This window comes from Pirellulales bacterium, from assembly GCA_035939775.1.
In the GTDB taxonomy this organism is placed as follows: domain Bacteria; phylum Planctomycetota; class Planctomycetia; order Pirellulales; family DATAWG01; genus DASZFO01.
On record DASZFO010000370.1, the window covers coordinates 24875 to 39840 of the forward strand.

Annotated in this window: 13 protein-coding genes; 2 read left to right on the plus strand and 11 right to left on the minus strand. The window is 59.8% G+C overall.

Annotated elements, in window-relative coordinates; genetic code table 11:
- Nucleotides 1-603: 603 nt before the first annotated feature.
- Nucleotides 604-1776: a DUF1559 domain-containing protein gene (locus tag VGY55_24455; protein ID HEV2973142.1), complete on the plus strand. Its 1173-nt coding sequence runs from the start codon at nt 604-606 to the stop codon at nt 1774-1776.
- A gap of 134 nt (nt 1777-1910) precedes the next feature.
- Here the strand turns inward: VGY55_24455 and asnB are convergent, their stop codons facing one another.
- The 4 genes from asnB to VGY55_24475 all read right to left on the minus strand — a co-directional run bounded on the left by asnB (nt 1911) and on the right by VGY55_24475 (nt 6860).
- Nucleotides 1911-3863, minus strand: a complete 1953-nt coding sequence (gene asnB / locus VGY55_24460; GenBank protein ID HEV2973143.1) for an asparagine synthase (glutamine-hydrolyzing) — start codon at nt 3861-3863, stop codon at nt 1911-1913.
- Entirely contained in the window at nt 3826-4992 is a 1167-nt protein-coding gene (locus tag VGY55_24465; protein ID HEV2973144.1) for a glycosyltransferase family 2 protein, read from the minus strand. The genes asnB and VGY55_24465 overlap by 38 nt, the downstream gene beginning before the upstream one ends.
- 161 nt (nt 4993-5153) lie before the next feature.
- The gene (locus VGY55_24470; GenBank protein HEV2973145.1) at nt 5154-5930 is read right to left on the minus strand and encodes a class I SAM-dependent methyltransferase; all 777 of its coding nucleotides are present in this window, start codon (nt 5928-5930) and stop codon (nt 5154-5156) included.
- A gap of 336 nt (nt 5931-6266) precedes the next feature.
- Complete coding sequence (locus VGY55_24475) at nt 6267-6860, minus strand: methyltransferase domain-containing protein (protein ID HEV2973146.1); 594 nt, start codon at nt 6858-6860, stop codon at nt 6267-6269.
- Nucleotides 6861-6987: 127 nt separating this feature from the next.
- On the opposite strand from VGY55_24475, the gene VGY55_24480 reads away from it, so the two are divergent.
- A complete protein-coding gene (locus VGY55_24480) occupies nt 6988-7239 on the plus strand; it encodes a hypothetical protein (protein HEV2973147.1) in 252 nt (83 codons plus the stop codon).
- Between the two features lie 471 nt (nt 7240-7710).
- Here VGY55_24480 and VGY55_24485 read toward each other — a convergent pair whose 3' ends face one another.
- The 7 genes from VGY55_24485 to VGY55_24515 form a co-directional block, all read right to left on the minus strand.
- Nucleotides 7711-8751: a glycosyltransferase family 2 protein gene (locus VGY55_24485; GenBank protein HEV2973148.1), complete on the minus strand. Its 1041-nt coding sequence runs from the start codon at nt 8749-8751 to the stop codon at nt 7711-7713.
- 42 nt (nt 8752-8793) lie between these two features.
- Nucleotides 8794-9978, minus strand: coding sequence for a dTDP-4-amino-4,6-dideoxygalactose transaminase (rffA, locus tag VGY55_24490; protein ID HEV2973149.1), 1185 nt, complete (start codon nt 9976-9978; stop codon nt 8794-8796).
- 287 nt (nt 9979-10265) lie between these two features.
- Nucleotides 10266-11153, minus strand: a complete 888-nt coding sequence (rfbA, locus tag VGY55_24495; GenBank protein ID HEV2973150.1) for a glucose-1-phosphate thymidylyltransferase RfbA — start codon at nt 11151-11153, stop codon at nt 10266-10268.
- A complete protein-coding gene (gene rfbB, locus VGY55_24500; protein HEV2973151.1) occupies nt 11150-12220 on the minus strand; it encodes a dTDP-glucose 4,6-dehydratase in 1071 nt (356 codons plus the stop codon). The genes rfbA and rfbB overlap by 4 nt, the downstream gene beginning before the upstream one ends.
- Before the next feature lie 59 nt (nt 12221-12279).
- Nucleotides 12280-13083 carry a class I SAM-dependent methyltransferase gene (locus VGY55_24505; GenBank protein HEV2973152.1) on the minus strand — a complete coding sequence of 268 codons (804 nt, stop codon included), beginning with the start codon at nt 13081-13083 and terminating at the stop codon, nt 12280-12282.
- A 71-nt stretch (nt 13084-13154) separates the two neighbouring features.
- A complete protein-coding gene (locus VGY55_24510; GenBank protein ID HEV2973153.1) occupies nt 13155-14066 on the minus strand; it encodes a methyltransferase domain-containing protein in 912 nt (303 codons plus the stop codon).
- Between the two features lie 25 nt (nt 14067-14091).
- Nucleotides 14092-14966, minus strand: an 875-nt coding sequence (locus VGY55_24515; protein ID HEV2973154.1) for a hypothetical protein, incomplete at its 5' end; no start/stop codon positions are given.

The window sequence follows — 14966 nt, forward strand, 5'->3', positions numbered from 1 at the left end:
CAATCACGCGAGATGCGCGATCTGTGCGGCCGAACTGCTTGGCCTAATCCCGACCAGCCATCGCTTGACCAGGTGGGTGAGGTTGCCGAAAGTACACGACGGCGTTGCTGAAAGTCAACGGATTGGGCCAAGGCTCACCGCTGGTTTGCCAGCCGACAAGAATCTTGCCCTAAACCACACGGTCCCGATGTGGAGTCGGCTCGAAAAGGAACGCGCGGGATCCGTCGCCGCCCCGGCCTAATGAGCATCGTTCGCGGCGAATGCCACGGACGCCTCACGAAACATGCCTCTTCATTCTAATCTAAAGGCGGACGCACGGATGTCAACGGCGCTCGCGAAAACCCAAGAACGCCTAACAAATCCGGCGGGGACTGTCCCCTTTTGCGCTGGCACCATCGCCGCGATGGTCGGCGGAGCAAAACGGGGATTGTCCCGTTCTCCAGGCCGGATTTGTCAGACGTTCTCAAGATAATTCCGCCTCCGAACGAAAACTCTTGTGGATTCAGTCGCTTAGGCGTATCTTGAAGTTGGTTTGAATGGCCGAATACGCCGCGCGGACCAGCCGGACAGGGGTGCGGTCGCAGCCAGATTGGAGACGCTCTCATGCGGAATTCATCAAGGGAATGGCGCGGATTCTCGTTCGGGGAACGGCGCGGATTTGCGTCCAGGGAACGGCGCGGATTTACATTGGTCGAGCTGCTCGTCGTCATTTCCATCATCGGAATCCTGATGGCCCTGTTGCTCCCCGCCGTTCAGGCGGCGCGCGAAGCGGCGCGGCGCACGCAGTGCCTGAATAATCTGCGGCAACTCGGGCTGGGACTGGCGAATTTTGAGGCGCAACAAGGCGCGTTCCCCCCAGGTCTCCCGACTTGCATGTCCCCCGCCCAAGCTTATACGGCCATCAACGGCAGCGGCGGCGGCGCCTGCACCTGCTGCGGGCCAAATTGGGCCGTCCAGGTTTTGACCCAGATTGAACAGCGCGACTTGTTCAATAGCGTGATGATCTGCATGGATGCGTTAAGCGCAACCCAGACCGTTTGCAACGACTGCGCGAAAGCAGGGACGGCGACGAACGGCACGACTTGGACCGCCGTCGGGCCGTCCGTTCCTCAAACTTTTCTTTGCCCGAGTTCGAGTGCGGAAGCCATCGCACCAATGAATGGCGTCGGTGGATTCACGAATCCGATTGGTAAGGGGAATTACGCTGGCAACTGGGGATATTCGACGTGGCAATACAATGCGTCCGCTTATCCACCTTCACCTCCAGCCTTGCCCAAGCCAACGTTTCAACCGACGGCCGCGGGGATGTTTGAGGTCGTCCAACTTTCCGCAAGCCCGGTTCCCGTTGGCCGCGCGCGAGTCGGATATCGCAAGGGAGTACGACAGGCCGACGTTGCCGATGGTTCGTCGCACACGATGATCGTCTCCGAGGTGATGGGCGTGAATTCGGCGACCGATAATCGCGGCGCGTGGACTTGGGCGGCCATGGGGGCATCGTACTTCACGGCCATGGCGGCCCCCAACGCGCCTTACAATCAGCCAGCAGACGTAATTCCGTTCTGCGACAACACCGTCCTACCGCCGCAGAGTCCACTTACCGGCACGCAGGGAGCGACGGCGACTGCCTGGAGCGCCGCGGCGCGGAGCGCTCACCCCGGGCTGGTCAACGCGGCGATGGCTGACGGCTCGACCCAAACCATCAGCGACACGATCGACTTGGCGATCTGGCAAGCCGCAGCCACTCGCGCAGGCCACGAGGCTCTGCAATTGCCCTAGACTGGGTGGATGTCGAGTGCCATGCCCACACGCGGGGCAACCGCGCCAGCGGGTCGGCGTGGGCATGAGCCGCGACGGGCATGGCCACTCAGAGCTGTGGCCATGGCACCCATCAATTCAGCATTGAAGCTACGCTAGGCCCGGCTAATGACGCGTACCGTGCCGGCGGCCGATTGTCCGCCCGCAGCTCCAAATCCGTTTCGGCTTTTGCCAATTCCCGCCGATTGGAATGGGAACGAGAACAAGAAGTTCCATAAGGCGCGCCGATAGTCGGCGCGGCCCGAGAGATGGTCCTGCCAGGCGGCATGGATCACATCGTAGTTGAACCAGCCGCCGCGCCGCGTTTGTTCGAGCGCGTCGTCCATGCGCTCGCAAAGGATCGTCCTGAGCCAAGTAGCCTGGGGGACACCGAAGCCTTTCTTTGGTTTTCGCATCAAGGCCAGTGGCAGCAGCTTGGCGGCGACGCGGCGCATCAGGTATTTACCCTTGCCGCCGCGGAAGATCAAGTTCGCCGGCAGATCGCCCAGAAAACTGGCGAGGTTGGCGTCCAAAAGCGGCGCGCGGACTTCGAGCGCATGGAACATGCTGGCCCGATCGATCTTCGTCAGAATCGAGCATTCGAGATAGGTCCGAATCCACGTCGCCACTTGGGCATGCACGTCGCCCGCGTGCTTGGCCTCCGAGAAAGCTCGCCGCGTCGGCTCGAGAATCTCCTCGATGTCGATTTGCCGCGCCAGGTCGGGATGGAGCGCTTGGGCCGCCATCCAGACCGGGAAGCTGGCCATCCAGCCTTGAATTCGCTCTTGCGGCGGGTGCAACAGGCCTTGCGAAAAATGCCGGGCCTTGAAGCGCAGCGACATATTCGAGGGATCGTTCGGCGAGAGCCGTTCGATCGTCTTGGTGGCCATGTACCACAGCTTTCGCGGCAAGATGCGCTCCATCATCCGCGCGGGAAACCAGGCCCGGAAAGGATCGTAACCGGCCTGGAGTTCGTCGGCGCCGTCGCCGCCGAGCGCCACCGTCACATGCTCCCGAGCAAAGCGGCAAAGGAGCGACGTCGGTACAATGCTCGGATCGCCGAACGGCTCGGAGAGATTATCCCAAACAAAGTCGAGTTCGCGTTGCAACTCCTGATCGCCAATTACGAGCGTATGATGTTCGGCATCGACGGCCTCTGCCATCAGCTCGGCGCTCCACCGCTCGTCGTAGGAAGGCTCTTTGAAGCCGATTGTGAACGTGCGAATCGTGTCGTCGGGGCGCACCATCCGCCAGACGGCGGCCAACAGCGAGCTATCCAAACCGCCGCTCAAGAACAGGCCGACGGGCACGTCGCTGCGCAACCGCAGGCGAAACGCGTCTTTGAGTCCCGTTAGAAAATGCTCCTCCGCGTCCGCGATTCCGATCGGCTTCGGATTGGGCTCGAACTGCCAGAACGTGCCGCCGTTCAAGCGATTTCCGTCGGTGTCCAGCTCGACCCACGACGCGGCCGGCAGCTTTTCGACGCCGCGATAAACCGTCCGCGCCTCCGGCATGCCGTCGTAGACCATGTAGCGGGCTACGCCCAGCGGGTCGGGATCCGGCGGACCTCCCGGCAAGCCAGTGAACAGCGAAAGCTCCGAGGAGAAAGCGAGCACGCGGCTGCCATCGTCCAATCGCACGCGGCCCCAGAACAGCGGCTTCTTCCCCCAGCGGTCGCGGGCCAGAATCAACCGCTTCTCCGCCGGGCGATACCAGGCGAAGGCGAACATCCCGTTGAAATCGCGGAGGATCTCGATTCCCCAGGCCTCGAGCGCGGCCAGCAGCACGGCCGTGTCGTATCGGCGATCGACGGCGTGGCCATGCGCCTCCAGCCGATCGGCGATTTCCAGATAGTTGTAGATTTCGCCGTTGAACGTGATCACGGAGCGACCGGAGCGGCTGACCATCGGCTGCCGGCCCCCTTCGTCGAGCCCGATGATGGCCAAACGCCGGTGCCCCAGCGTCAGCTCCGGCGATTCCCATTGTCCGTCGGAATCGGGACCGCGATGCGCCAAGCCGGGCAGGAACTGTCTAACGAGGGCGGGACCGCGCGGGCCCCCGATTCCCATGATCCCGCACATAATCTTCCCCGGATTCCGGTTCGGAGACTCGGCCGCGCGAGTCGTAAATCTTTTCCACAGTATACGGCCTTGCGTCGCGCGACTCGTAATGCACGCGGATCAGCACTTCGGCGAGGATTCCGGAGAACAGCGACATGATCGCTCCGATCATGAAACTCGCCGCCATGGCCGGCAGCGGAGTTTGGATGAAACTCGCCGAGTAGTTGATTCCAATCAGCCGCAGCCAACCGAATTTGAAAACGATCATGAAAAACAACGTCGCGAACATCGCCGCCATGAATCCCAGTGCCACCTGGCCGAAGAAGTGCATCGGCCGGTTGTAGTAGCGGGTCATGAAGCGGATCAGCAACAGGTCGAGAAACACCTTGAAGATCCGCCGACTGCCATACTTGCTTACTCCGGCCTTTCGCGGCCGATGATCGACGGGGAGTTCGGTGACCTTGGCGCCGTGGATGGCCAGATAGAGCGGGATGAAGCGGTGCATCTCGCCGTAGAGGTGCAATTCCTTGAGCATCGAGCCGCGATAGGCCTTGAGCGTGCAACCGTAATCGTGCAGTTTCACTCCGGAGACGCGACCGATCAGCTTGTTGGCAACGAGGCTGGGCAGTTTTCGCGAGACCGCTTTGTCTTGCCGATTCCGCCGCCAGCCGCTCACCACGTCGTAGCCCTTTTCGAACTCCGCCAATAGCCGCGGTATGTCGGCCGGGTTGTTCTGGCCGTCGGCATCGAGGGGAAACACGACCGTTCCCTCGGCCAATTGAAAACCGGCCGACATCGCGGCCGTCTGCCCGAAGTTGCGACGAAAGCGGATCACGCGCGTCCGCAGATCGGTCTCTTCCGACTCACGGCAGAGTTCCTCGAGCACGGCGAGCGAACCATCTCGCGAACAATCGTCCACATAGATGATCTCCGCCGATCGGCCCGTAGCGCGCAGCGCGGCCCGGATCTCGGCATCCAGCGGCCGCAAGCTCTCTTCTTCGTTGTAGACGGGGACGACGACGGACAGATCGCACGCGCCCGCGCGATCCGCGTTATCGGGCACCGCATCCGACAACGGAACCTCGGCGTCAAGCTCGGTCCGATCGTCGACGATCCCGTTGCCCTGTTTCGAGGTCATGTCAGTCTTTGCAGCAATTCAACGTAGGGAACGCTGGGTGCCATGCCCACGCGGGCACCTGCGCCAGCAGGTCGGCGTGGGCATGCGACATCGCCGCCACATGGCCACTCAGAGCAGTGGCCATGGCACCCGTCAAATCAACTTCAAACCTCCGGCTCCGTTCAACCGCCGGTGTCAGCGCTCTGCAACCGGTGCTGAGTTTGGTCGTCCGCCGCCCGCTCTCCGTTCCGCTCGACCGTCACGCCCCAGCTCATCCCCCGGCTATGCTCGATCCCCTGCACCGTCCAACCCTCGACGGCGACCATGTCCAACACTTCATCCTTACGCATATAGTATGCCACGGGGGCCAATAGTTGGTCGAACACGATCGCGTGGATTTTTGCGAATGAGCCGCTGGCCAACCAGCGCATATAGCCCGAATATGGCAATCTTAGGCCTATGCCCGGCAATTTATACAAACTCTTCGCCGCCAGCGCAACCGGCACGGCGATCACCGCCGACATCGCTTTCAGCATCCGGAGCGGCATCTTCGAGGTGATCCGTCGCATGGGGTTTAGAACATAAAGCAGGCCCCCGTTTCCCTCGCGACCGTAAACCCACACCTGAAACCAGCCGCCGGGTTTGATCTTTGACGCCAAGGCGGCAAAACCGCGCTTCGGCTCGGGCAAATGATGCAACACGCCCAATGAATAGCCGGCGTCAAACGCGTCGGCCTTAAGAGGCGGGTGGTAAATATCCCCTTGCACGATGCAAACCGATTCGAGATCGCGCGTATTCGCGAACGCCGCCTCGACGGCGCTCCCCAAATCAATGCCGACCAACCGCGCAACACCGTGCCGGGCCGCTATCGTCGCATGCCGCCCCATCCCGCACCCTGCGTCGAGTACCGTCAACCCCGCCAGGTCGGTCAATCGCCTCGGGCAGAACCAAGTGGCCATGCTCTTTTCTTCTTCCGCCGGATCGAACGTCGAGAACTCATTCCACTCGAATCCGAATCTCTCTGCCGTGTTCTCGCGAAGTGATGACCGGTTGCAATCGTTCGGCAACAACCGCGGAACGCCACGCTCGATTGGAAATGAAACTCGACAATTGTCGCAGTGAAGCGCGCCTTGCATGACGTGCCCGTCAGCACCTGGTTGATCTGCCGGCGCATCAAGGCGGAATTCATGCCCGCAGCTAGGGCAGCTCAACAGTTTGACGAATTCGGCTCTCAAAAACGTGTGCCCCGTTTGACAATGACGCAGTCCAGCTGGTTCTGCAATTATCAGCAGCGATTAGTCGGCCGGCCTCACGAAGACGTACTCAATCTCTTCGAAACCGCCCACCCAGAAACAGAACAGTCTCGAAAAGACCATCGGGATCAGATTGGCAACTGCGTCGATCACGGCTCCGACCGCCGAGGCCGCGACGACCGCCGGTCGAGAGGCGACGTATGCCTTGAGATACGGTTGCGCGTTCCAGTGCAAACGCATCTGCTTCAGGTCCAGGTGGCAGCCGACATACCAGGGGAGCATCTTGGGATTGAAATACAACGGAAATGAAACATCGAAGCCGCGCTTATGGTCTGGATGTGTGAATCCGCGCGAGAAGTGCGGCACCTTGATGTGCAATTCCCCGCCCACCGCGAGCAGCCGATGGCACTCGCGCATGAACGCGAACGGGTCGTTCAGGTGCTCAAGCACGTGCGAACCGAAGATTCGGTCGTAACTGCCCGCCTCGAACGGGTACGGATACTCATCGAGATTGTGGACCACATCCGGCTTCAGCGCCGGGAGGAAATCGACGTTAACGTAATCCTTGAGCGGATAATTGCCAGAGCCAAGATTGAGCTTCCGCAGCTTCGTCGATGATGCGATTGCTTGGATCACCGGTTGTCTCCCCTTGGTTGACATCGAGCGCGTCGCGGCACAATTGCTTCGCGTGTACCGCCTCATTATAGTGTAACACTCTTCCGTTGAAACTTTCGGTTTGGGACGATTAGGAATCCAGCCAGAAATGAAAGACGAGTTCAACCTTTTCGACGCTGTAGCCGCAAGACTCGTAGAGTTGGCACGCCGGCCGATTGTCTCCTTGCGTAACAACCTGGGCATGCTCGAAACCGCGCGTGATAAATTCGCGCTGTGCAGCATTGACCAGACGCCGGCCAAGGTTTCGGCCCCGTGCGGCGGCCGCCACTGCGAGCAAACCGATATCTCCGCGGCCATTCTTTTCTCCGAGAGTAACCATCCCAGCGATCGATCCCGTTGAATCTTTGGCAATTAGAATCCCGCGGGCCATCGTTCCTTCGGCAGATTTCCGAATCCAAGTTCGGTAAAGCTCTTCGAATCCGCCCGCGGGCATTCGCGGATCCAATCGGAAACGCGACATGCCTCCGCTCTCGATCGCAAGTTCCTCCAATTCGGGCGTCGGGGTCTTCGATTGGAAGAATTCGATCTGATCCAAGTTGGCAAAATCATCCGGTTCAACGGCGCGTAAGTCGGCAACAAAAGTCGTCTTCCGATCCGCCAAGAAGCCCCCGCGGAGTCTGGCCACTTCATTGGAAAGAACATTGTCCGCCGCGAACCAATATGCAAGCTTAACTCCCGCAAGTCGCATCTCTAGCAATGTCTCGCCGAGCTGCTCTTGGCTCATTGAGGAGGGACGAATCCGGGCCACCCGGAATCCAAAAAATGAGGAGTCCCACTCCATCGATTCATACGACGGCATGTCGAAATCCGGTCACGGGAGCTGGTTCGAATTCGGGCCGCAACCGACGGTCTCACGCACCGCATAGGCGGGCCGATCCATCAAGCGAAAGTGCATGCGAGCCAAGTATTCACCGATGATTCCCAACGTGAACAATTGAACTCCTGAAAAAATTGCGATGATTGCCGCGAGAAATGGGAAGCCGGCAACTGAGCTACCTTGGATCAAATACCTTCCGACGACGTAGATGAGTACGATGATTCCCAAAAAGGTGAAGGAGAATCCCAAGAAACTGCCGATCCGCAACGGCAACGTGCTGAATCCGGTCATCATGTTCATCGCGTGCGCAACGAGCATTCGGAAAGTGTAGTTCGAAAGTCCGGAGGCCCGACGTTCGTGTCGAACTGGAATCGCACTGAATCGCTTCGTTCCCCAGGTGAGAAGTACGTCGACCGAGACGAACGGTCCGTGAAAATGCTCGAAACCGCCGCGGGCGTTTGTGCGCAGCGCGCGAAAGGCACTCACGTCGCGGGCGGTTTCCGCGCCGATAGCGGTTTGCAAGGCGAGCTTCGTGACCAGTGATGCGACGTCACGCAAAAGGCCATGTTGCTCTCGCAATGGTTTTCCATAGACGACGTCGTGTCCCTCCGCGAGCCTCGCCACAAGCTTGGGAATCTCTTCGGGAGGATTCTGCAAATCGTCGTCGAGCGTAACAGTCGTGTCGAAGCTAGCGGAGCGAATCCCACACAACAGCGCGTTGTGTTGGCCATAGTTGCGCATGAGATTAATGCCGCGGACCCACGAATGCAGTTCCGCCAATTCGCAAACGCGTTTCCAACTTCGATCGCGGCTTCCGTCGTTGACCAAAATAACCTCGTATGCGGTGGCGCAATTGGGCAATACCGTGGAAAGCCGTTCGACCAACTCCGCGAGCGTTCCCTCGCCATTGTAAACCGGCACAACCACAGAGATTCCGCCGGGCAGCGAAGTAGCCTGCTGGGTACGGAAACCTACTGCGGGCGCGGAGGAAGGGCTTCCCGTGCTCGCTTCGGTTATCGTGTCGAGTCTGCTCATAACATCGAAGTTCACCAGCAATTGCGCGGACTCGAGCGGTGCTCAAATCGCGGTCTCGGCGATAGGATCGGTCGCACGGCTCCCCAGCGGCGAGGTATAGAATCTCTCGATCGCGCGTACGATTCGCGATTGGTCGTCTGGGGAAAGATCGACGTAGATTGGCAATCGCAGCAAGCGAGCGCTCAGATCTTCCGTAACCGGCAATTGCCCTGGGCAATATCCAAAGCGTTGGCCCATCGGTGAACTGTGCAGAGGAACGTAATGGAAGACGGCACCGATTCCTTGCGCCTTGAGGTGATCCAAGATCGCATCGCGCGTCGCGCCGTCGGTCGCCAACATGAAAAACATGTGATAATTCGTCTGGCAACCCTCTGGAATAAACGGGAGTCGCATGACGCCCACTTGCTCCAGCGAGGCCAACTGCAAGCGATAAAACTCGAAGATCTCGCGGCGGCGGTCTTGGATGGCGTCCATTTGCTCCAATTGCCCGAGCAGGAACGCGCACGTCAATTCGCTTGGCAGATGCGAGCCACCGATGTCGACCCAAGTGTATTTGTCCACTTGTCCGCGGAAGAACTGGCTGCGGTTGGTCCCCTTTTCGCGGAGGATTTCGGCCCGCTCGACGAACGCCGGATCGTTGATCGCCAGCGCGCCCCCCTCGCCGCAGACGTAGTTCTTCGTGGTGTGGAAGCTGAATGTTGCAAGCTGGCCGATCGAGCCGAGCGGCCTGCCGTTGTACGATGCGTTCACCGCCTGGGCCGCGTCTTCCACCAGCACCAGTTTGTATTTTTCCGAAATTGCCGACAGGTGGTCCATCTCGCAAGCCACACCGGCATAATGAACCGCGAAAATGGCCTTCGTGCGGTCGGTGATCGCCTCCTCGACCAGACGGTCGTCGATGTTGAGCGTATCGGGCCGAATATCGACAAAAACGGGTTTCGCGCCGCGGAGCGCCACGGCATTGGCCGTCGACACGAACGTGTACGACGGCATGATCACCTCGTCCCCCGGCCCCAAATCGCACAGCATCGCGGCCAATTCGAGGGCCGACGTGCAGGAGGGCGTCATCAGCACTTTGCGGATGCCGAACCGCTCTTCGAGCAATTCGGCACAGGCGCAAGTGAAGCGACCGTCGCTGTCGATCTTGCCCGTGCGCACCACTTCGGTGACGTATTCAAGCTCGTTGCCGCCGATGTAGGGGCGAACAAACGGAATCTTAGGCGGCATGAAGACTGGTTCCGGGCCGGGGAGCGGATTACAGCGCGTTCCTCAATTTTATCTTGTGCGGGACGACGACCGCAAGCCGCCGCTGGTCGCCAGCCTCAACCCGTCGCCGCCATAGCTTGCGGGTCAGACCGGATGGCGCGCTCGGAACGATTGACGGGACTGAAGGGGCGCGGCCAGACTTAAAGCGCCTAACAAATCCGGCGGGGACTGTCCCCTTTTTGCGCAGTCTGCGAAGCAAAACGGGGACCGTCCCCTTCTCCCTGCCGGATTTGTTAGGCGCTCTTAGGTCAACGATCGTCGGCCGATTGGATCAAATACCGCCCATAGTCGTTGTTCATGCCTCGCCCCAGGGCCACCAACTGCTCGGCCGTAATGAATCCCTTGTTAAACGCGACTTCCTCGATGCAGGCGATCTTGAGCCCCTGCCGGGATTCGATCGTTTCGACGAAATTGGCGGCTTGAATCAGCGACTCGTGGGTGCCCGTGTCGAGCCAAGCGAAGCCGCGCGTGAAGCATTCGACGAACAGCTTGCCGCGCCGCAGATACTCGCGATTGACGTCGGTGATCTCCAGTTCGCCGCGCGCCGAGGGGCGGAGGCCGGCGGCGATTTCAAGCACGTCGTTGTCGTAGAAGTAGAGTCCCGTCACAGCCAGACGGGATTTGGGAACGGTCGGTTTCTCTTCGATCGAACTCGGCCGGCCACGCTCGTCGAGATCCACCACGCCATAACGCTGGGGATCTTTGACCGGGTAGGCGAAGATGGTCGCTCCCGCATGCCGTTCCGCGGCCCGGGCGAGATACAATTGGAATCCTTGCCCGAAGAAAATATTGTCTCCCAAGACGAGCGCCACGCGATCCACGCCGACGAATTCGCGTCCGATGATGAACGCCTGCGCCAAACCTTCCGGCTTCGGTTGGGCCGCGTAGCGGATCGAGATGCCGATTTGCGAGCCGTCTCCCAGCAATCGCTGAAACGCCGCCAGGTCCTCGGGCGTCGTGATCAGGAGGACGTCGCGGATTCCCGCCAGCATCAGAGCCGACAGCGGATAATAAACCATCGGCTTGTCGTACACCGGCAGCAATTGTTTGCAGACGGCGCGCGTCACCGGATGGAGCCGCGAGCCTGCCCCGCCGGCCAGAACGATCCCCTTCTTGCAAAGAGTTGGCGCCGTCACGATGGTTTGCACTCCTGGATTAGCCCGAGCCGTTCGCGACGGTACTCGCCGGATGCGACGCGCTCGACCCATCGTTTATTATCGAGATACCACGCAACGGTCAGATCGAGCCCCGATTCGAACTGCCGCTGAGGGCGCCAGCCGAGTTCGCGCTCGATCTTTCTGGCATCGATTGCGTAACGCCGGTCGTGGCCCGGGCGATCATCCACGAATCGAATGAGACTCGAACACGGTGCGTGCGGAAGACTTGGCCGGAGGCGATCGACGATGGCGGCGATCCCGCGGACCACATCGAGATTTGCTCGCTCGCAGTTTCCCCCGATGTTGTACACCTGGCCCGGAGTCCCCTTCTCGAGAACTAGCCGAAGCGCGCGGCAATGGTCCTCGACGAACAGCCAATCGCGAACGTTCTGCCCGTCGCCATAGACGGGCAGTGGCTTGCCCTCTAGAGCGTTGAGAATCATCAACGGAATGAGCTTTTCTGGGAATTGATACGGGCCATAGTTGTTCGAGCAATTGGTCGTCAGGACCGGCAGTCCGTAGGTATGGTGATAGGCGCGAACAAGGTGGTCTGCGGCGGCTTTGGAAGCCGAGTACGGTGAGTTCGGCGCGTAGGCTGTCGTTTCGCAGAACGCGCCATCGGTTCCGAGCGAGCCGTAGACTTCATCGGTCGAGACTTGCAGGAATCGAAAATGCAATTGATCGGCTCCGGGGAGCCGGCTCCAATATCGGCGGGCTGCCTGCAACAGGTGAAACGTCCCTAGCACGTTCGTTTCGATAAACGCCGCGGGGCCGTCAATCGAACGATCGACGTGCGACTCGGCCGCCAAGTGGATGATCGCGCTGGGACGATGCGTGTCGAGCAGCTCACCGATTTTGGCAGCGTCGTTGATATCGGCTTGCACGAACACGTGCAGGGGGTCGTCCAGTGCCGGTCCCAAAGAATCCAAATTGCCCGCGTACGTCAACTTGTCGACGTTGACGACCTGGATCCGCTCGTCGATCAACTGCCGCACCAAGCAACTCCCGATAAAACCCGCGCCGCCTGTAACGAGGATGCATTGCATAGGATAAATGGATGGCAACTGCCGGGACGACATTCGAGCTTATGCCAATATACCTTTCGCTAAGGCTTTCGGAACACGCCTAGGATCGACGTTCCCCAGGGAAACGGAAACCAGAGTCCCAGCGGCGTTTCCGCGGCGAAGACCAGGCGCAATGCGCCGTTGATCGGGGCAGCCGGCACGCGATGCGTTCGGGCCAGATGATCGCGGATCTGAATTGGCGTCATCGCCTTGATGTTCGGCCGCTTGATCCGGCTGAGCAGCAACAGCGGGCTGAGGAAGAACATGAAGTAGCGGCTGTAGCAATACTGCAATCCGGCCTGCACGGCCAGCTTGCGAAAATAGCCGCGCGAATAACGTCGGACGTGATGGACGAGTTCGTCGTTGTACGACCAAAAGCACCTCAGCGCCGGCGTCGCCACGAACAGCAGACCCCCTGGCCGAAGCGCCGAGCGAATCTGCTCGAGCGCCTTCACGTCGTCCGGAATGTGCTCGAGCACATCCAGCAGAAATGCGATGTCCCAGCGATCTTGCCAGTGAAGGTCCAAGAGATCAATTTGATAACGATGGACGTCCGCGCCGACAACGCTCTCGGCAAGTTGCAGGCCGCGAATCGAAGAATCTCCCAAGGCCAGCTCGCCGAATCGACCGGGAGCGTTTTCCTTCAGATACTTGATCCAGCCTCCGCAACCGCCCCCCAAGTCGATTGCGCGCGGTCGCTGCGCTTCTCCGGCGGTCGATCGCAATTCGCGGCGAACGCTTCGCAGAATGAAGCGGTGGCGACCGGCATACCAGAAATGCCGCTCCTGCATCCGCCGCAATTGCTCGAAAGCGTGGGGGTCGTATTCATCCTCGCGATGACGCACTGGGCGCGCTGGCAAATAAACGCCGTCGGGGCCTAACGCGTAGTTTATCTCGCTCGTAATTCCCGCCATTGTTAGCCGCCCGGTTTTCGGGCCTCGATGAGAAACCCGCTGGCAATCACCGATGCGGCTGGATGGTGGATCAGGAGCACATCGAGGTACTTCAGCGGCGACAAGATCCAGGTAAGCGGCATCAGTAGGCGATACAAGCGTTGGCTTCCGAATGAAAATACCAGCGCCAACCACTCCTGTAGAATCCACAGCATTCCGGACGTTGGGCCCGCGCCAGGCCGCAGCGACACAATCTCGAAATCTCTGAACAATTCTCTCATTCCGCTTTTCGTGTATCGCTGAAAATCATCGGGCGAAGCGTGATAGCCGACAATGAACGGAATGTAGCAAAGGACCCTTCCCCCAGGGCGCAAGACGCGGAACATTTCCTTCACGTGCGCCGGAGGATCGGGCACGTGTTCGAGCACCGCAATGCTGATGATTCCAGCGAGCGTCCCGTCGCCAAACGGCAGATGATCCAAGCGACAAACCACATGGACGTTCGGATAGGAAGCCCCATCAACGCAAACGACGTTTTCATCGTATTGGCTGGTTCCGGACCCGAGATCGGCGACTAGCTCCTCATCCAGATGAAAACGCGACAGGAATGCGGCGACGGGCGGCGCCCAATGCACCGGCGACAAAATCTTGATAGTCCAAGGATAGAATTTGCCGAGTCGCCGCTTGGCCGCTTCCTTGGCCCGATTCAACCAGTCGGCCTTCAACTCCTGCTCGCTAAAGGCTTCGAAAACGAACTGCCGACTCTCCAATTGCCATTGTCGACCGCATTGCGGACAGGTGGCAATCGGCACATCGCCGGCGCTCGCCAACGGATGACCGCAATCCGGGCAAGCAAGAATCTTTCGCACCCGTTCCAGACGATGTTGCCGGCGCGCGTCAACCTGCGGCGTGCGGATATCGGTGTCGCTCGTCATAGGCCGCCTATCATTACGAAATCGCTTACTTCCGCACGTACAGCCAGCCGCAATCCGTATCCCCCTTTGCAAGACCAAGGAATTCCATCCAATTCCTCAATGAAGATGTTGAACCGAGCAAATCGATTTTGCGAAATCCGCGCGCTTGCAAAGATTCAACGGTTGCGTCGGACCCCATGTCCTCGGGAACAAAAATCGCCGCCGGACGACCATCCGCAATGGCCGTGTCGATTTGGCCAAGCTGGTAGTCGAAGCGGCCCAGATACATCGCCCGATCCACGCGCTCCGCGTAATCGGCCTTCGGCTCCGTATAGCGCACCTCGATTCCTTTGAGCGTCGGACCATCCGGGGCCGACCACCGGTAATACCACGGCAAGACCAGATAGGTCGCTCCCGATGTTTTGCTCAGAGCGACGGAGTTCCGTAGAGTGGTCGCGACTGGAACCAGCGCGTTTCTATAGTTCGGCAGCCAGAGATTGATTGCCGCCGTCGCGGCCAGCAGGACGGAGAAGCAGCGGCGCAGAACTACGTCGTCCCTAATCCGGCCCCATGCCGCGGCAATCGCACCGGCCGCGCCAATCGCCAGATACGGGGCCAACAGGATGACGTATCTCGGTTCCTGCGCGATGAATCTCAGCGGCCGCAGGCTCAGAAACATGAGGGACAAGAATATGAGAAAGAGCATGGGGATCATGAACAGCAGCCGGCAATCGAGCCGTTTCATTGCCAACGATCCTAAATAGACCGCCCCAACCAAGAATACCACTCCCCCCACGACGCCATGTTCAGCGAGCATGTAGTGGAAGTATTTGAATCGCCCCCCGATCACCGCGACGATCGACGCAAATCCCCCCGACCCAGAATCGCCCGTGTCGCGAAGAACCGCGCCGAATCCGTGAA